At 63.8% G+C, this 13,631-nt stretch carries 27 protein-coding genes, 2 tRNA genes and 1 pseudogene; all 30 read right to left on the bottom strand.

Annotated elements, in window-relative coordinates; genetic code table 11:
• Positions 1 to 11: 11 nt before the first annotated feature.
• The 30 genes and pseudogenes from Tam1G_RS04315 to Tam1G_RS04180 all read right to left on the bottom strand — a co-directional run bounded on the left by Tam1G_RS04315 (position 12) and on the right by Tam1G_RS04180 (position 13,338).
• Positions 12 to 800, bottom strand: coding sequence for a hypothetical protein (locus tag Tam1G_RS04315; RefSeq protein ID WP_133124974.1), 789 nt, complete (start codon positions 798 to 800; stop codon positions 12 to 14).
• Between the two features lie 46 nt (positions 801 to 846).
• On the bottom strand, positions 847 to 1,098 hold the full coding sequence (locus tag Tam1G_RS04310) for a hypothetical protein (RefSeq protein ID WP_101625597.1): 252 nt from the start codon (positions 1,096 to 1,098) through the stop codon (positions 847 to 849).
• Positions 1,099 to 1,108: 10 nt separating this feature from the next.
• On the bottom strand, positions 1,109 to 1,912 hold the full coding sequence (locus Tam1G_RS04305) for an ADP-ribosylglycohydrolase family protein (protein ID WP_101625596.1): 804 nt from the start codon (positions 1,910 to 1,912) through the stop codon (positions 1,109 to 1,111).
• Complete coding sequence (locus Tam1G_RS11630) at positions 1,909 to 2,085, bottom strand: hypothetical protein (RefSeq protein WP_165781901.1); 177 nt, start codon at positions 2,083 to 2,085, stop codon at positions 1,909 to 1,911. The genes Tam1G_RS04305 and Tam1G_RS11630 overlap by 4 nt, the downstream gene beginning before the upstream one ends.
• A 2-nt stretch (positions 2,086 to 2,087) precedes the next feature.
• A complete protein-coding gene (locus Tam1G_RS04300; RefSeq protein WP_101625595.1) occupies positions 2,088 to 2,720 on the bottom strand; it encodes an ADP-ribosyltransferase domain-containing protein in 633 nt (210 codons plus the stop codon).
• Positions 2,721 to 2,763: 43 nt separating this feature from the next.
• On the bottom strand, positions 2,764 to 3,792 hold the full coding sequence (locus Tam1G_RS04295; RefSeq protein ID WP_101625594.1) for a DUF4417 domain-containing protein: 1,029 nt from the start codon (positions 3,790 to 3,792) through the stop codon (positions 2,764 to 2,766).
• The gene (locus Tam1G_RS04290) at positions 3,779 to 4,303 is read right to left on the bottom strand and encodes a bifunctional DNA primase/polymerase (protein WP_101625593.1); all 525 of its coding nucleotides are present in this window, start codon (positions 4,301 to 4,303) and stop codon (positions 3,779 to 3,781) included. Before Tam1G_RS04290 ends, Tam1G_RS04295 begins: the two co-directional genes overlap by 14 nt.
• A 342-nt stretch (positions 4,304 to 4,645) precedes the next feature.
• Positions 4,646 to 4,966, bottom strand: a complete 321-nt coding sequence (locus tag Tam1G_RS11995; protein ID WP_279324889.1) for an HNH endonuclease — start codon at positions 4,964 to 4,966, stop codon at positions 4,646 to 4,648.
• 2 nt (positions 4,967 to 4,968) lie between these two features.
• Entirely contained in the window at positions 4,969 to 5,280 is a 312-nt protein-coding gene (locus Tam1G_RS04280) for a hypothetical protein (protein WP_133124973.1), read from the bottom strand.
• Positions 5,281 to 5,418: 138 nt separating this feature from the next.
• A tRNA-Leu gene (locus Tam1G_RS04275) sits at positions 5,419 to 5,495 on the bottom strand.
• A gap of 8 nt (positions 5,496 to 5,503) precedes the next feature.
• Positions 5,504 to 5,588 (bottom strand) — tRNA-Ser (locus Tam1G_RS04270).
• A gap of 91 nt (positions 5,589 to 5,679) precedes the next feature.
• On the bottom strand, positions 5,680 to 6,525 hold the full coding sequence (locus Tam1G_RS04265; RefSeq protein WP_101625590.1) for a hypothetical protein: 846 nt from the start codon (positions 6,523 to 6,525) through the stop codon (positions 5,680 to 5,682).
• A gap of 145 nt (positions 6,526 to 6,670) precedes the next feature.
• Positions 6,671 to 6,898 (bottom strand): RNA polymerase subunit sigma, encoded by a 228-nt coding sequence (locus Tam1G_RS04260; protein ID WP_101625589.1) that lies wholly within the window; start codon positions 6,896 to 6,898, stop codon positions 6,671 to 6,673.
• Positions 6,895 to 7,128 carry a hypothetical protein gene (locus tag Tam1G_RS04255; RefSeq protein ID WP_101625588.1) on the bottom strand — a complete coding sequence of 78 codons (234 nt, stop codon included), beginning with the start codon at positions 7,126 to 7,128 and terminating at the stop codon, positions 6,895 to 6,897. The genes Tam1G_RS04260 and Tam1G_RS04255 overlap by 4 nt, the downstream gene beginning before the upstream one ends.
• Positions 7,125 to 7,355: a WhiB family transcriptional regulator gene (locus tag Tam1G_RS04250; protein WP_101625587.1), complete on the bottom strand. Its 231-nt coding sequence runs from the start codon at positions 7,353 to 7,355 to the stop codon at positions 7,125 to 7,127. The genes Tam1G_RS04255 and Tam1G_RS04250 overlap by 4 nt, the downstream gene beginning before the upstream one ends.
• Complete coding sequence (locus Tam1G_RS04245; RefSeq protein WP_101625586.1) at positions 7,352 to 7,603, bottom strand: hypothetical protein; 252 nt, start codon at positions 7,601 to 7,603, stop codon at positions 7,352 to 7,354. The genes Tam1G_RS04250 and Tam1G_RS04245 overlap by 4 nt, the downstream gene beginning before the upstream one ends.
• The gene (locus Tam1G_RS04240) at positions 7,603 to 7,818 is read right to left on the bottom strand and encodes a hypothetical protein (RefSeq protein ID WP_101625585.1); all 216 of its coding nucleotides are present in this window, start codon (positions 7,816 to 7,818) and stop codon (positions 7,603 to 7,605) included. Before Tam1G_RS04240 ends, Tam1G_RS04245 begins: the two co-directional genes overlap by 1 nt.
• Positions 7,815 to 8,144 (bottom strand): hypothetical protein, encoded by a 330-nt coding sequence (locus tag Tam1G_RS04235; RefSeq protein ID WP_101625688.1) that lies wholly within the window; start codon positions 8,142 to 8,144, stop codon positions 7,815 to 7,817. The genes Tam1G_RS04240 and Tam1G_RS04235 overlap by 4 nt, the downstream gene beginning before the upstream one ends.
• Positions 8,141 to 8,323, bottom strand: coding sequence for a hypothetical protein (locus Tam1G_RS11505; protein ID WP_133124972.1), 183 nt, complete (start codon positions 8,321 to 8,323; stop codon positions 8,141 to 8,143). Before Tam1G_RS11505 ends, Tam1G_RS04235 begins: the two co-directional genes overlap by 4 nt.
• Entirely contained in the window at positions 8,316 to 8,522 is a 207-nt protein-coding gene (locus Tam1G_RS04230) for a hypothetical protein (protein ID WP_101625584.1), read from the bottom strand. The genes Tam1G_RS11505 and Tam1G_RS04230 overlap by 8 nt, the downstream gene beginning before the upstream one ends.
• Positions 8,519 to 8,827, bottom strand: a complete 309-nt coding sequence (locus Tam1G_RS04225; RefSeq protein ID WP_101625583.1) for a hypothetical protein — start codon at positions 8,825 to 8,827, stop codon at positions 8,519 to 8,521. Before Tam1G_RS04225 ends, Tam1G_RS04230 begins: the two co-directional genes overlap by 4 nt.
• Positions 8,824 to 9,087, bottom strand: a complete 264-nt coding sequence (locus Tam1G_RS04220) for a hypothetical protein (RefSeq protein WP_101625582.1) — start codon at positions 9,085 to 9,087, stop codon at positions 8,824 to 8,826. The genes Tam1G_RS04225 and Tam1G_RS04220 overlap by 4 nt, the downstream gene beginning before the upstream one ends.
• On the bottom strand, positions 9,084 to 9,464 hold the full coding sequence (locus Tam1G_RS04215) for a DUF3310 domain-containing protein (protein ID WP_101625581.1): 381 nt from the start codon (positions 9,462 to 9,464) through the stop codon (positions 9,084 to 9,086). The genes Tam1G_RS04220 and Tam1G_RS04215 overlap by 4 nt, the downstream gene beginning before the upstream one ends.
• Complete coding sequence (locus tag Tam1G_RS04210; protein ID WP_101625580.1) at positions 9,461 to 10,114, bottom strand: exonuclease domain-containing protein; 654 nt, start codon at positions 10,112 to 10,114, stop codon at positions 9,461 to 9,463. The genes Tam1G_RS04215 and Tam1G_RS04210 overlap by 4 nt, the downstream gene beginning before the upstream one ends.
• Positions 10,111 to 10,527: an HNH endonuclease gene (locus Tam1G_RS04205; protein WP_242689701.1), complete on the bottom strand. Its 417-nt coding sequence runs from the start codon at positions 10,525 to 10,527 to the stop codon at positions 10,111 to 10,113. The genes Tam1G_RS04210 and Tam1G_RS04205 overlap by 4 nt, the downstream gene beginning before the upstream one ends.
• Positions 10,524 to 11,531, bottom strand: a complete 1,008-nt coding sequence (locus Tam1G_RS04200) for a hypothetical protein (RefSeq protein ID WP_243394867.1) — start codon at positions 11,529 to 11,531, stop codon at positions 10,524 to 10,526. The genes Tam1G_RS04205 and Tam1G_RS04200 overlap by 4 nt, the downstream gene beginning before the upstream one ends.
• Before the next feature lie 62 nt (positions 11,532 to 11,593).
• Complete coding sequence (locus Tam1G_RS04195) at positions 11,594 to 12,007, bottom strand: hypothetical protein (protein ID WP_101625578.1); 414 nt, start codon at positions 12,005 to 12,007, stop codon at positions 11,594 to 11,596.
• A 13-nt stretch (positions 12,008 to 12,020) separates the two neighbouring features.
• Positions 12,021 to 12,569: pseudogene (locus tag Tam1G_RS04190) on the bottom strand (single-stranded DNA-binding protein).
• Entirely contained in the window at positions 12,569 to 13,060 is a 492-nt protein-coding gene (locus Tam1G_RS04185) for a hypothetical protein (RefSeq protein ID WP_242689700.1), read from the bottom strand. The pseudogene Tam1G_RS04190 and the gene Tam1G_RS04185 overlap by 1 nt, the downstream one beginning before the upstream one ends.
• Entirely contained in the window at positions 13,057 to 13,338 is a 282-nt protein-coding gene (locus Tam1G_RS04180; RefSeq protein WP_101625576.1) for a hypothetical protein, read from the bottom strand. The genes Tam1G_RS04185 and Tam1G_RS04180 overlap by 4 nt, the downstream gene beginning before the upstream one ends.
• Positions 13,339 to 13,631 lie beyond the last annotated feature (293 nt).

Raw genomic sequence — 13,631 nt, 5'->3', positions numbered from 1 at the left:
CCTCCCTTGTGTCAGGCCTTGCGGAATTCGTACTGGTAGCCGTATTTCTTCTGGTTGGCGGTGAGCCATTTGTCAACGGCGTCGTCGTAGCTGGTGCCCTGCATCTGCGCGGTCTTGACGCCTTTGGCGAACGCTTTGGCCTTGAACTTCTGCGTCTTCCTCACGATGTAGCTCCCCTTCGCCCCGGTCGCGACGATGCCCTTGGCCGGGGTCTGTGCGGTGGACAGAAGGTCGCTGTCGGAGAACGCGCCGCCGCTGGGATGGTTGTGGATGACCATCTGGCCTTTGCGGCCGGCGATCTGCACGGCCGTGCTGCCGCCGTGCCTGTACTGGTGCACGTAGCCCTGTTCGTCCACGGTGATCGCGTATTCGGTGTCGCTGTCGGCGTGCTTCCTGCGGAACTTGGCTAGGGCCTTGTCGAACGACTGGGTTTTCTCGCCGTCGTTGAATTCGGCGGGGAATTTGGTCTTGCCGAGGTCTTCGCCGCTCTTGTGCGGGGCGTGGCCGAACTTGAAGGTCTTCATCGCGCCCTTGGTGCTGCTGGACGCGCCGCGACCGCCGTTCTCGTCGATCAGGACGCTGCGCATCTCCCTGACGTTGTCGGCGAAGCTGTACGCGCCGTCATGGTAGGCGAAGGCCGTGTCCCAGTCGGGGAAGGTGACGGTCTTGGCGTCCTGCGGGTTCCATAGTTCCATGTCGTCGGCAGTGAACAGGCGGCCGCCGACCTCGCAGAATTCCACGAGCCTTGAATCGGCTTCGAATTGGGAGCGCTCCATGTTCTGCGTCTCGCTTTCGGGCAAAGAAAAAGCCACCCCGTGGGGCGGCTTTCGTTTGGTTTGGTGGCGGTCAGTAGTCGAAGTCGATGGTGCGCACGCCGGCTGCCTCGCGCAGCTCGCGTTCCATGCGCCGCTTCACTTCCCGGTAATGCCCCGCGCATTCGGGGCACAGGTGTCGGCCGGTATCGACCTCGATCCAGTCGCGCCATGCGCTTTCGCGGTGCAGGATCGACGATGAGAACGGGCTGGCGACGTCCGGGTCGATGTCGATGCGCGCGCCGCACTTGTCGCACAGGATCGCGGCCTTTCTGATGTGTGTCACGATGTTCCTCCTATGCGAACAGGCATGCGTCGATGACGTCCTTGCCGCGCAGTTTGGCGATCCATTCGGCGGGGATGCCTTCGGTGCCGTAGACGATGCCGGCGAGGCCGCCGGCGACGGCTGCGGTGGTGTCGGTGTCGTCGCCGAGGTTGACGGCCTTGAGCGCGCAGCCGGCGTAATCGTCGGTGGTGACGAGGCACCAGACGGCGGCCTTGAGCGTGTCGAGCACGTACCCGCCGGAACGGATCATGCCCTCGGGCTCGTCGGCGAGCGCCCTCGTGTATCCGGCCGTTTCTATCGCGTCGAGCGGCGTGTGTCCGGCGGCGAGTTGGCGGGCGTAGTGGATGAGTTTCACGCATGCTCGGGTGCTGGTGGGGTTGGCGTGGGTGATGGCGCTGACCTGTTCGACTTGCGTTTCGCTGGCGTCGGTGAATGCGAGTGGGATGGTGCGCATGAGCGAGCCGTTGCCGTTGTCGTATTCGCCGGTCATGCCGTGGCCGGCCCGCAGGGCCTTGATGGTGGTGTTGCCGATGTCGAAGAGCCCGTCGATGGTGTAATCGCCGTGCTGGTACCAGTCGTTGAACCGTTCGCGCATGTCGTCCGGGTCGATGCGCCCCTTGTTGCTGCGGATGCTGTCGCAGATGGCGAGCGCCATGCTGGTGTCGTCGCTCCATGTGCCGGCGGGCTGGTTGTGGGTGCCGTGGCCGGTCATGGTGGTGGCGTGGAAGGTGCCGCGCGGTTGGAATTCGTAGGGTACGCCGAGCGCGTCGGCTACGGCCTGACCATAGACGGCGTCTTTGAGCGTGTGGGTCATTTGCCGCCCTTCTTCTTGTCGAGGCCGAGGGCCTTGGCGTTGCCTTTGATGAAGTCGAGGCCGTCCTGATGGCCGCGTGCGGCCATTTCGCCGCGTCGGCGGGTGTACTGCTTGGGGTGTGACCAGTCTTCCGATGCGGTGGTGGTCTTCTTGGTGGTGTTCTTGGCGGTCATGTCTAGCTCTCCTTTACGTAGACGTAGGTGTATGGGCTGCCGGGTTTGGTCGAGATGTTGGTGACTGTGTATTTCGCGTTCTTGGACACCAGCACCTCGTTTTCCTTGGTGAAGCGGCTGATGTGCTTGATGGAGGTGCCCTTGCTCTGGGTCTGGCTGACGAACACGACCGGTTTGTCGCCGCTGCTTGATTTGGCGAAGTTGCGGGCGGTGCTTTCCTGCGTGCTCCATGAGGCGGTGCCGAGGTTGACGTCGAACGTTCCTCCGACCTTGAGTCCTTTGACGGCGGACGCTGGAAGGCTCATGCCTCGGTAGGTGACGCCGCCTCCCCATTTGGGCGCTCGTTCGATGTAGCCTTCGATCCGTTTGGCCTCGCTGTCGTACTTCTTTTGCAGCTCGGGGATGTCGGACGCCTTCTCTCCGCGTTGTGCGCGTCGGATGCCCGAGTATGCGCTGCCCGTGAAGTCCTGCACCGCGTCGAACATGTCCTTGGCTTCCTGAACGGTCGAGCCGATGTATTTGGCGGTCTCTTCGGCGTTCTTGGGGATTTGGTCGCCGGTGAGGTGGCCTTTCTGTCGCGGCTTTTCCTTGGTTTTGGTTTTGCCGTGGCTGCTGGTTGCGCCTCGTCCGCCCATGTCGGGTACCTCTTTTCAGTTTTCAGGCATGCTTGCGCCGGGTTTACGGCGGCTTGTCGCCGGCCATGCGGTCGGTGACGGTGTTGGCGTATGCGATGGTCTCTATGCCATGCATGTCGTGGCCGAGGGTGCCGCCGTAGAGCAGCACGCGCTTGGGTTTCACGCGGTCGATGGCTTCGTCCATGCCGTGGTGCCAGAGTCGTTCGCGCTCCGGGTCGCCCTTGACTCCGATGGTGCTCACGGCGACGGTGGAGCCGGTGGGCAGGCCGTTGAAGCAGTATTCGTAGCTGTTCTCGTCGCTCCATGACAGGGTCGGTACGACGGTCAGGCCGTGGCGTTGCCACCAGTCGCCGATGGCGCGGGAGCGGTAGATGTTCCATTGCTGCATCGGCCGGGGCATGTCGAGGTAGAGGCTCCAGTCTGGCGTGCATGCCATGTCGAAGCCCTTAAGCAGCCCCGTGTAGTCCTCCGGCCTGTTCCACAGGCGTTCGAATTGGTAGTCGTCGAGGAAGAAGTGGATGCCGACGCCGGTTTTGTCGTCCTTCCAGCTTTTGGCGTAGTTGAAGCCGATGAGCCGGGCGGGTCGGATGTCGGTGGGGGCGAGCAGGGGCATGCCGTCCGGGGAGCAGTCGTCGATGTCGCACAGGCGCAGGTTGTAGTAGTCGTCGGTGCGGGTGCGTTCGGCCCCGTAGGGTTTGACCTTGCTTTTGAAGTCGAAGCCGTAGCGGGCGAAGTCGAGTTTGCCGTTGAGGCGTTTGGCTTCGCTTTTCAGCAGGGCGACGTTCCATGTGGCGATCTCGCCGGTCTTGTTGTCGATGAGGCGGAAGGCGTCGATCTCGTCTTGGGTCAGGCCGTCGCAGTATTCGATGTGGTCGTCGGGTATTTCCGTCCAGCCGAGGCTTTTCATGGCGGCGACGCGCGTGTGCCCGCATACGATGACGGGGTTGTCGCGCGATTCCAAGACGATGCTGCCGCGCAGGCCGAACTTCTGGATGCTTTCGGCGACCTTGGGTATGGCCTTGTCGTTGTGGCGGGCGTTGCGCTCGTAGGGGATGATGTCACTGATGAGCATTGCGCCTCCTTTTCGGGTTCCACTTGATTCCGGTCATGCGGATGAAGCGGCTGTGGCTGTAGAATTCCACGCCTTCGCGTTTCCAGCTCGGGGCGTCGGAATGGACGAACAGGTGCAGGCCTTCGCCGCTGCTGCTGATCTCGGCGAACACGCAGCCTTCGCGTTCGAGCCGGTCGAGGATGAGCCGGCCGGGGTGGCGGGGCTTGACGTGGCCTTGCTCGTCGAGGATGTGGTCGAGGTCGTAGCAGGCGAGCCCGTCGCCGAGCATGATCCCGAAGCCGTCGCCCTCCCCCGTGTTCGCTACCTGTTCGAACGCCGACCATGTGGCCGGCTTGGTGCTGGACGCGGGTTTGCCGTCGGGTTGGATGGGCCGTTTGCCGTCGGCGCGCACCCACCTGCGCAGCGCCTTCATCTCGTCGGGGATGGCCTTGCGCCGCCGGTACGCCTCGACGCGGCAGCGGCCTGAGCATACGCGCCGTTCGCTGCCTCCGTGCCCGTTGTCGCCGGCCATGTACGTTCCGTCGATCTCGCAACGTCTTCCCATATTCAAGACTATATCATGTTTTGTAACGCTTGACAAGCGGTATTGCAACGTTTTCGAGCGCTTCGAGCGTGGTTGCTGGCATGCGAGGCCGGCCGTTCGGGGCCGATCGGCGCAGGACGGCGAACGCGGCCGATCATGGCAACAAAGCCCCGGAACCGCCGAAACGCGGCCGAAACGGCCGTACACGGTGTTTCCGCGCCGTCGGGCGGAACGCCCTGCGGGGAGGTTCCGTGGAAAAACCGCCGCCGGGGGTATCTATGGCCCTATGACCGTGGAAGGGCTAGGCGGGCGGGTGAGGGTATACCGCCCCTACCATTGCCGGGACAGCGGGATCGGCTTGGGTGCCGGCGGCGCGGGCTTGGCGTTCGGGTCGGTGTCGAGTCTGGTGTATTGGTGGTTGCCTTTGCGCTGGTTGCAGCGTCGGTGCGTGAGCTGGCAATTGTCGAGGTCGAACGGGTCGCCGCCCTTGGATACGGGCAGCTTCTCGTCGATCTCCATGCTGCCGGGGTGCGGCGTCCTGAGGCTGGTGTCTATGGGCTGGCCGCACAGGGCGCATATCGGCCGGCCGTTGGCCCGTGACAGCAGGCGCTTGCGGATGCGGCTGCGGGCGGCCCCGTTGCTGCGCCGCACGTTCACAGCAGCCCCCACAGCATGGGCCTGAGCTCGGCCGGTATGGGGATGGCGTGGTATTTGACCAACGGCATGCCGTCGCGGATCACCGGGCCGCCCGTATGGCCGCGTATGCAGGAGGGCGCATACAGGTGCCCCCGGTCGAACCGGATACGGCAGGGTGCCACCTGCACGGGGATCATGCCACGCCAGTCCCCCGCCCAATAATGGACGACCTCTTGCAGCAGGCGCATATGGGCCGGATTGGCCGGGTCGAACCGGCGCAGCCGCCCCCAATCCTTCGGGAAGCGCCTCAGAACACGAATGCGAGCCAACAGTGTAGCCTCCCTCTCCGAGACAACGGCGAAGCGGCCGGCGGGAGAAAGGAGAGGAAAAGCCCGCCGGCGCTCGCCGCTTGTGGTGGTGTTTTTCGGGTGCCGCATGGCCGGCCGTGCACGATTGCCGGCGGCGGCTGGTGCCCCATCGCGGATTCGAACCGTGACTTGACTGGACTTGAATCAGTTGACTCTACCGATTGGTCTAATGGGGCCTCAAGGGCGGATGGTGCGGGATTCGCGCCCGCGAACCGTTGCCGGTTGCCCGCCTAGCAAGCGGGTGCATTCGACCGCTCGGCCAACCATCCAGCGGGGGACAAAAAAGCCCCGCCGACATGGGCAGGGCTTTCTTGACACTCCGATTACACGCGACAGCGTAACACGTTTTTGTCTCAAACCTCAAACGTCGCCGCGGTCGCGTTCCGCTCGATCCTGCGCACAGGCCAATAGCTCCATGATGTTCCACTCCCAGTAATGGCGGTCGATGCGCCGCGTGGACGGCATTTTGCCCCGGCTGCGCCAGTTCGCCAAGTCCTTGCCCGTGACGTTGACGCCGGTGTTGTCGCGTATCCATCGTGCGGCGTCGGCTTGGGTGCGGGTGATGTGCATGAGCCCGGCGCTGCGCAGGTATTCGAGCCTGATGCGCTTCAAATCGAGCCATGCGCCGCATGCGGGGCATACCGCGTACCGTGAGGATTGGGCGGCGTAGATGGGCGTGCGTATCGGCTTCCCCTGCTCGTCCCGCTCGTTGAGGCAGTCGGGGCATACGCCGATCAGCAGGCGTTCCGCAGTGCGCGTGGTCGCCGCATCCACCTTTTCCGCGAGCCGCGTGGTGTCCGCGTACAGGTCTCCGGCCGTCTCCAGCCCAGCGAGCTCGCCTAGGCGATGCAGCAGCAAGCGGATCAGCTCAGACCATTGTTTCAGGGTGCGGGCGCGCCCGTACCGGTCATGGCCGACCGGGGCAAGGTTGAGCATGCCGCCCATGAGCTGCAAGTGAACCTCCACCGTGCCGAACAGGGCTTGGGCGGTCTCGTTGACCGGCGGCGACGCATACGCCGCGTTGCCGTGACGCGGGGAGCGCTCGCGGGTGGTGGCTTGTTTGTAGACAATCTGTTGGAGGGCGGGCATGCCGGCTTTAAGGAGCCATGCGAGGCGGCGGGCCCATTCCTTGGTGCACTCGTCGCAGAGGCGTCGGCCTTCGTTGGTCTGGTGGCCGCATGCCGCGCATGTCCGCTGTGGTTCCATCGTTCCCCGCCCTTTGCTGGTAGACTTGTTCTTTGGGTATGCGAGCCTCTGTCTTCGGGTGGGGGCTTTTTATTTGCCTCGATGCCGTTCCCGACGTGACGAGACGGCCGGGAATGGCTTGTTTTCAACGATTTGCTTACTTTCCTTAACTTTCCTTCCTATTGTCCCGCACGTCGGCCGTCTCTTCCAGCGCGCTCATGCGGGGTTCGAGGAATTCGGGTCGTTTGGGCTGCGGAGGTGCGGGGTGAGCTTGCAGGATGATGGCCCGCACCTCGTCGATGGGGATGCGCAGGCTTTGGGCGGTGTCCTCGGGGCTGACGCCCTTGTCGTGCCAGTCCTCGATGATCCGCCGGATGCCGTCAGTGACTTTCATGCCCGTGCTCCTTCCTGCCGGTCGAGTTGTTCTCGCGCCGAGTGGTCGGCGCACATCCGGGCGACGCGGCGCATGCACTTGCGGATCGCCGTGGCGGGCGATAGGGCGATGACGGTGAACCGGCCGAAGCATTCGGGGTGCGAGACCTTCCCGATTGGGGTGGCGGTGCCTCGCATGATGACGATGGGCCCTATCTGGTGGGCGGTGACGGTGGTGTCGATGTTGTTCATGAGAGTCCTTTCTTGGATCGTCCTGTGCCATACCTGCGGCCGCCCCAGATGCCTTGCAGGGGGTAGCCGTTGATCCGGTTGTTATGGTCGGCGAACTGGCGGCACTCGTCGATGACCGGGCATTGCCGGCAGACGGCGAGCGCCGTTTTGGTTTCGTCTGGCCGGGTGCTGAACCAGAGTTCGGGGTCGTATTGTCGGCATGTGGCTTGGTGTCTCCAGTCGGTCATTTGGTGCCGTCTTGGTAGGGGTTGTGGTGTATTTCGTCGTTGAGTTTGCTGAGGTGGTTCATGGTGTTGAGGATGGCGTGTTTGCCGTTTTCGTAGGCTTGGATGGTTTCGCGGTTGGTGCGCACGAAGGGTTCGGTGGTGTCGCTGATGGCGTTGACGTGGACGTTGGTGAAGCCTGCGGCTTCTAGGCGTTGTTGGATGGTGAGTGGGCTGTGTGCCGGGATGTGGGAGGTGAAGCTGACCTGCATTACCGGTTTCCTTTCTTGGCTAGTTGTTTGGCGACGATCTCGCCGAGCGGGGTGATCTGCCATCGGCCCCATGTGACGTGTTCGATGTAGTCACGCTCTTCGAGGGCTTCGAAGGTGCGCCGTTGGTTGCGATCCGCCGGGTAGGCGCTGCCCTGCTCCCAGATTTCGAGCAGCAGGTCGCGCATGGCCGGAGTGAGTCGTATGCGATCGCTCATCGCGTGGCCTCCGTTCCGTTGATGATGTCCAAGGCGGTGGCGGCGAGCCGCACCCACCAGTCGAATACCTTGTCGGCGATGACTTTGTCGCTCTCGTAGACAATCGGGCAGTCGCCAACCTCGTCGCGCAGTCGCATCGCGAGCCGTTCGGCCTCGTCCGGGCTTGCCGGCCTATGGTTGATGGCCTGTTCGATCTGGACGGCGAGCGCGAGCGCGTCGTCGTGCCCTTGGGTGTATCCGATGACGTAGGCTTCTGCGGGGCTGTCGTTGCCGAGGCCGGCGTCGGCGAGCGCGTTCAATGCCTGTTGGGTGATGTCGATGCTCATGCGCGGGCCTTTCTGTGTTTGCGTTCGGCCTTCCATTTCGGGTGGTAGAAGAGGAACGCGGTGAGGGTGCTCATTGGCTCCCAGAATTCGCCCCACAGGTCGAGATGCCACCATTGGCCGCATATGTGGCAGCGCCATACCGGATCGGAACCGGCGGGCTTGCAGTACTGACTACTCATTCCGGGCTTCTTCCAGTTCGCTGATATCGGTCGGGATGCCGCCGAGCACGAACACATTGCCGGCGAGCGCCTTGATATCCTTCCGATCGATCTCATACACCGTCGGCGGGGCGAGGGTTTCGCTAATCATGTCCAGAGCGCTCGCGAGCGCAGTTTCGAGCATGTGCCGCGTGAATATCTTCCCGGTCGTCTCGTTCATCGCATGGCCTCCTTGCGTGCCGCGTCCAATGCCAATCGGGCGAGCTTGCGGTATTGGGCTTTGGCTTCGGGGTTCAGCTTCGGCCACAACGGGCTGACTTCCTCCAAGCTCATGCCGGTGGTGCCGGTGTAGACGGCGAGCGCCGCCGCGTCGATCTCACGATCGGTAGGCGTGCGCCCCACGCCGGCCCTGTACGCCTTGCGCGACGCGAGGCACGCACCCAACCGGGTCTGAGAAACAGGGCGCTCGCCGTTGTCGGGGTAGGGGTAGCGTTCTTCGATCTCGTTGGTGATGATGCTGCTCATGCGGTTTGTCCTTTCTGGGCTTGGGGCTGGTATTCGAGCTTGTATGGGGCACCGGGGAGCGTGAGGTCTCGGCTGATGTCGAGCCGGCCGATGGGCGTGCCGTTGAACGAGGCGGCGCACTTGGGGCAGATGTCGATTTCGATTTCCTCGATCCGGCCCATAGTGGTGCGGTTGGCCGAATAGCCCGACAGGTGGAATCGCAGGGCGTCGCGCTCGCTGGTTTCGGTGTCGCATTGGTCGCAGTAGATGCGTGTGCTCATTGCTTGTTCCTTTCGTGTTCTAGGAGGATGTCGAGGTTGGTGAGGGCGGTGTCGGTGTCTCCGAGGGCGAGGTCTCGCCATATGCGGTATTCGTGTTCGAGGCCGGCTTGTTCGGCTTGGCCTCGTAGTCGGGTGAGGATGCGTGTCTGGCGTTGCGTCCATGCGATCTTTTCGCCGTTGTCGATGACGCGGCATAGGTACCATCGGGCTTTTTCGAGGTCTTCGACGGGTCGGCCCTTCGAGTGGTAGCGCCACAGGTATTTGCAGCAGTTGCCGAGGCAGAAGGTGGTGTCGGCGGTGAGGTCGATGCATTCCATGCCGGGGTGCGAGTCGGTGTAATGGCGTGGGCTGTTCACGGGATCGTGTATCCAGTTCATGATTCGGGTTCCTCTCGGGCGGTGCGCAGCAGGTCGAGGTAGGTGGCGTAGTCGTTGCGGTCTCGGGTGATGCAGTCGGTGACGCGGTGGGTGCCGGCGTGGCCTTTGTAGGGGTTGACGCCCAGTGCGGTGTCCGCGAGGCGGAATGTGCTGAGGTCGAGTTTGCGGTGGTTGGTGAGTTCCCGCAGGTAGTCGGGGTGGATGTATCCGGCGAGTTGGTTGGTGAGCAGGTCGATGTCGTAGTCCACGTTGGTGCCGGCGGGGTGGAGTTCGTATTGGGCTGCCTGATCGTTGAGGAATTCGCTGAGGTTGAGCGCGGTCTTGCGGTAGCCGGCGGCATCGGGGTCGATGTCCATGACTTCTTCGAGCAGTCCGTTGTCGAGGTGCATGCGCAGCACCTTGGGGTCGAGGTCGTAGAGGCTGATTTTGTCGGGGCGTACCGGGCAGACGAACCGGTCGTGTTCGGTCGCGCCGTCCATGCTGGTGACGATCATGCCGATCTCCAAGAGTTTCGCATTGGTGCGGCCGATGCCGGTGGTTTCGGTGTCGATCCACAAAAGCCTGTGGGGCTTCTTGGGCGGTCGGGGCGGGTCGAGCGGGATGGCGACGCCTCCGACGGTGAGCGAGCGGGTTTCGGTGGTGGTGTTCATTCTTGGGTTCCTTCCGGGTGTTTGATGTCGGGGATGTAGTCGGGCATGCCTTCCGGCGGTTGGGCGGGTTGGCGTCGGCCGTCGTCGTCGAGCTGCTGCCATCCGTGGCGCGGATAGTAGACGGGCGTGGCGGTGGGGTTCTGCCACGGGTGGACGAGGTAGCCGAGCTGGTAGGCGGCCTCGCCGGCTTGGTCGTGTACCCAGCCGTGGCAGCCGTCCGAGCCGCTGCCGCACAGGGGCAGCAGGTTGCCGGCTTGGTGCAGGCCGGTGTATCCGTGGCCTTGGCTTCGTTTGAGCCGGTGGTGGATGCTGTACCCGCTCCAACGCCAGTCGATCTCACGGCCGCAGATGGCGCACTTCCAGCCGTCCCGGCCGAGCACGGTGCGCCGGGTTTCGGGCGTCGGCCCGCTCATGATGGCCTTCCTTTCCTTGTGAGTTCCTTGACGACCCTCTCGGCCGCCTGTTCGGGGTCTCCCCCGGCTTTGACGTTGGCCCAGAACGTTCCGACGATGCTGCCTTCGAAGCTGCCTTCGGGCACTTGGCTGAGGATGTGGTCTTGAAGCCATTGCTCGTCGCAGATGCCCCACGTGTACCGGGGTTTCGGTGGCGCGGGCAGCCAGTCGAGGTATCCGCCTTCTTCGAGCCATCTGCCCATGCCCTTGACGAACCGGTCATCGGCGTCGCCGTCTCGGACGGCTTTCTGGTAGCGGGTCACGGCGGCTAGGAGCGCTTCGGGCGTGGCCCGTGGCGTCACGGCACGGCCGTCAACGATGGCCTGCCATGCGATCCGGGCACGGTCGGGCGATCCGGTGTGCTTCGGGTACAGGCTCCACGCCGTGGCGAACGGGTCGAGCATCGCCCGGGCCTCGATTTCGGCGATCGACACGGTTTGCTTCGATTCCGGCCCGGAGGGGTTAGGGGAGGAAGAAGGCATGGTTTGGTTAGGTACGGTAGTGCTTCCTGTTTGCTTTGTTGAAGTTGAAGCAGTCTGCTTCGCGTCTGCTTCGTTTTGCTTCGCGTTTGCTTCGGCTTTGGCTCGTCTTGCCGCGCCTGATGCCTTGCCTCCGGCGTGGCCGGCGGCCGCTTTCTTTTCGTGCAGTTCGGCGGCTTCCTCGGGTGTGAGCGGCTTCTTCTGGTTCTTGAAGCTGCCGAACACGGCGAGGCCGCGACGGGTCACGACCCTGTACAAGCCTTCGCCGACCTCCTCGAAGAGGCCGTTTTCCACGAGTTCGCGCACGAGTCTGGCGTTTCCGCCGACGCTTCTGACGCGCTTGAGGTCGAAGGTTCCGTCGAACGAGTCCGGCCGCGTGTATATCTGGTGGTCGCACCACGTCACCATCGTCGCGTACAGGCCGCGTGCGGCCATGCTGCTGTCCTGCACGCCCGGATCGAAGCCGAAGGTGCTGTCGAAGTTCACAGACACGACGCACCATCCCGTTTATTTGACTGCTGCATATAAGCCTCTCTCAATGTGATGGGTTATTTGATCTCGCCGGTGTTCGGATCGACGGCCTCCCCGCCGTCTTCCCCGTCATCGGTGGTGGGCAGCCCGTGGAACGGGTCGAACGATCGTTCGAGGTCGTCGCGCATGATCCGCCGGCGCGTGTCGGTCGGGTAGGTCATCAGGTCGTCCATGAGCGTGGCTTCGTCGATGATGTGCTGCGCGGCGGCGTCCGCGTCGTATAGGGCTTCGACGTAGGGGCTGATGCCCTTGTACTTCTCGATGTATTCGGCCTTGTCCTCGCATTCCAAGAGGCGTGCGGCCTTGACGCGGAACGCGCTGGCGGCTTTCTTGATCGCGCCGGCGGCGGCCGACAGGGGTAGGAGCTGCAACGGGGTGATCTCGTCGGGTATGAGCGAGTCCTGTATCCCCTTGTCCTTCTTTTTCGCCATGAGAGCGTCCTTTCTAGAATTCCGGTTCGCCGGCCGGATCGGCCGGGGCGAATGAGTCCGACGTGTAGCCGCTGCCGTTGGCTCACGGATCGGAAGCCGGCGGCTGAGCCGGTGCCGCTGTTGGCCGTGGCGCGGCGGGCGGGTTGCCGGCGGGGTTGCCGTAGGTGGTGCCGCCCGAATACCCGCCGTGATTACCGCCGCTCTGCTTCATGACCTGCGCGGTCGCATACCGCAGGCTGGGGCCGATCTCGTCCACGGTCAGCTCCATGACGGTGCGGTTCGTGCCGTCCTGAGCCTGATAGGAGCGCTGCGAGAGCCGGCCTTGTGCGATGACGCGCATGCCCTTCGCGAGACTCTGGGCGGCGTGCTGCGCCATGTCGTTCCAGCACGAGCAGCGCATGAACAGGGCCGGCCCGTCCTCCCACTGGTTCGATTGGCGGTTGTGGTTGCGGGGCGTCGAGGCGATCGTGAAGTTCACTACCGGGGCACCGCCGCCGGTGGTGCGTATCTCGGGGTCGGCGGTGAGGTTGCCGACGATCGTGAGAATGGTTTCGCCGGCCACTAGTCCTCGTCCTCCATGTCCTCGATCCAGTCGCCGACGAACGTGGCGAGGGTGTGCGCGTCCTTGGCTGCGCTGCTCGCGATGCCCCATGCCACGTCTTCGCGGCGGTTGTGGCAGTGCAGGGCGAGGTCGGAGAGCGCCGCATAGGCCATGTCGGCCACGTCGCGCATATGCTCCAGCTCGGCAAGCTCGCCGTCATCATCCGGGCCGTCGTCCTCTTCCTCGTCGTCGTCATCGGCGTCATCGGTGACGACGAACTGCGGTTTGACGTTCTTGAACACCTCTTCGAGGAAGTCGGACACCTCGGCCGGGTTGGGCGCGACGTACACGCCGGCCTTGACCGGCTTGCACAGTTCAACGCCGGCGTCCTTGAGAGCGTCTTCGAGCGAGTCCTTCACGTTGGCGATGTCGTCCACGTCGCCCTCGGTGTAGCCGAGCAGCCGGCCGGCGAGGCTACGGGCCAAGCGCTCCTCAAGCGAGATATCGGTCATTTCTTGGTTCCTTTCATCTGATAGTCGGGCTTGATCTTCCACATGCAGCGCGCGGTGATCTGCCGGCGTCCGCGATCCACGACCACATCGTCGAAGCGGGGGAAGATCAGCGTGCGATCCCATTGCGGATCGACGTTGAGCCTGCGGATCGTGTCTATGAGCGAGTCCAAAAGCTCGCCGGCACCCATGTGCAGCGCCTCGTCGCTCAGGGGCCACTCGAACAGGCTGCATCCCTCTTCCCTGTGGTCGTATTCGTCCGGTGGCGGCTGATGCACCATGTGCGCGTTCCTTTCTGTCGGAGTATGTGGGTTGCGGTCGCGCTGGACTCGGTGGTGCGGCCTCAGGAGTCGAAGCCTGCCGTGTCCATCGCTCCCCGCTCGCACGGGCATTCCGCGTTGTCCTGTCAGTGGCGTGCGAGGGGGCGACGTTGACGCGATCGCAGTGGACGGCCGTGGAATCGAACCACGTCCCGGCTGGTTGCCGACGCCACCACTGCGCCGATCTTGGCCGGGGGCGAACCTGCCCGCCCGTACCGCACGCCGCCGGAAAAATGTGGGGAGCCGACGGCGCG

Origin of the sequence: Bifidobacterium imperatoris (assembly GCF_002860405.1) — a bacterium.
Classification (GTDB): domain Bacteria; phylum Actinomycetota; class Actinomycetes; order Actinomycetales; family Bifidobacteriaceae; genus Bifidobacterium; species Bifidobacterium imperatoris.
Note: the sequence above shows the minus strand (reverse complement) of the source record. Positions and strands in the feature narration are given on the sequence as shown.

Coding starts and splice junctions, on each gene's coding strand:
- Tam1G_RS11505 (WP_133124972.1), bottom strand. CDS start 8,323: ATGAGTAGTCAGTACTGCAAGCCCGCCGGTTCCGATCCGGTATGGCGC.
- Tam1G_RS04180 (WP_101625576.1), bottom strand. CDS start 13,338: ATGGTGCATCAGCCGCCACCGGACGAATACGACCACAGGGAAGAGGGA.
- Tam1G_RS04250 (WP_101625587.1), bottom strand. CDS start 7,355: ATGACCGACTGGAGACACCAAGCCACATGCCGACAATACGACCCCGAA.
- Tam1G_RS04290 (WP_101625593.1), bottom strand. CDS start 4,303: ATGGCCGGCGACAACGGGCACGGAGGCAGCGAACGGCGCGTATGCTCA.
- Tam1G_RS04265 (WP_101625590.1), bottom strand. CDS start 6,525: ATGGAACCACAGCGGACATGCGCGGCATGCGGCCACCAGACCAACGAA.
- Tam1G_RS04260 (WP_101625589.1), bottom strand. CDS start 6,898: ATGAAAGTCACTGACGGCATCCGGCGGATCATCGAGGACTGGCACGAC.
- Tam1G_RS04225 (WP_101625583.1), bottom strand. CDS start 8,827: ATGAGCAGCATCATCACCAACGAGATCGAAGAACGCTACCCCTACCCC.
- Tam1G_RS11630 (WP_165781901.1), bottom strand. CDS start 2,085: ATGACCGCCAAGAACACCACCAAGAAGACCACCACCGCATCGGAAGAC.
- Tam1G_RS04230 (WP_101625584.1), bottom strand. CDS start 8,522: ATGAACGAGACGACCGGGAAGATATTCACGCGGCACATGCTCGAAACT.
- Tam1G_RS04205 (WP_242689701.1), bottom strand. CDS start 10,527: ATGAGCGGGCCGACGCCCGAAACCCGGCGCACCGTGCTCGGCCGGGAC.
- Tam1G_RS04195 (WP_101625578.1), bottom strand. CDS start 12,007: ATGGCGAAAAAGAAGGACAAGGGGATACAGGACTCGCTCATACCCGAC.
- Tam1G_RS04210 (WP_101625580.1), bottom strand. CDS start 10,114: ATGAACACCACCACCGAAACCCGCTCGCTCACCGTCGGAGGCGTCGCC.
- Tam1G_RS04245 (WP_101625586.1), bottom strand. CDS start 7,603: ATGCAGGTCAGCTTCACCTCCCACATCCCGGCACACAGCCCACTCACC.
- Tam1G_RS04220 (WP_101625582.1), bottom strand. CDS start 9,087: ATGAGCACACGCATCTACTGCGACCAATGCGACACCGAAACCAGCGAG.
- Tam1G_RS04295 (WP_101625594.1), bottom strand. CDS start 3,792: ATGCTCATCAGTGACATCATCCCCTACGAGCGCAACGCCCGCCACAAC.
- Tam1G_RS04305 (WP_101625596.1), bottom strand. CDS start 1,912: ATGACCCACACGCTCAAAGACGCCGTCTATGGTCAGGCCGTAGCCGAC.
- Tam1G_RS04255 (WP_101625588.1), bottom strand. CDS start 7,128: ATGAACAACATCGACACCACCGTCACCGCCCACCAGATAGGGCCCATC.
- Tam1G_RS04185 (WP_242689700.1), bottom strand. CDS start 13,060: ATGACCGATATCTCGCTTGAGGAGCGCTTGGCCCGTAGCCTCGCCGGC.
- Tam1G_RS04300 (WP_101625595.1), bottom strand. CDS start 2,720: ATGGGCGGACGAGGCGCAACCAGCAGCCACGGCAAAACCAAAACCAAG.
- Tam1G_RS04235 (WP_101625688.1), bottom strand. CDS start 8,144: ATGAGCATCGACATCACCCAACAGGCATTGAACGCGCTCGCCGACGCC.
- Tam1G_RS04240 (WP_101625585.1), bottom strand. CDS start 7,818: ATGAGCGATCGCATACGACTCACTCCGGCCATGCGCGACCTGCTGCTC.
- Tam1G_RS04215 (WP_101625581.1), bottom strand. CDS start 9,464: ATGAACTGGATACACGATCCCGTGAACAGCCCACGCCATTACACCGAC.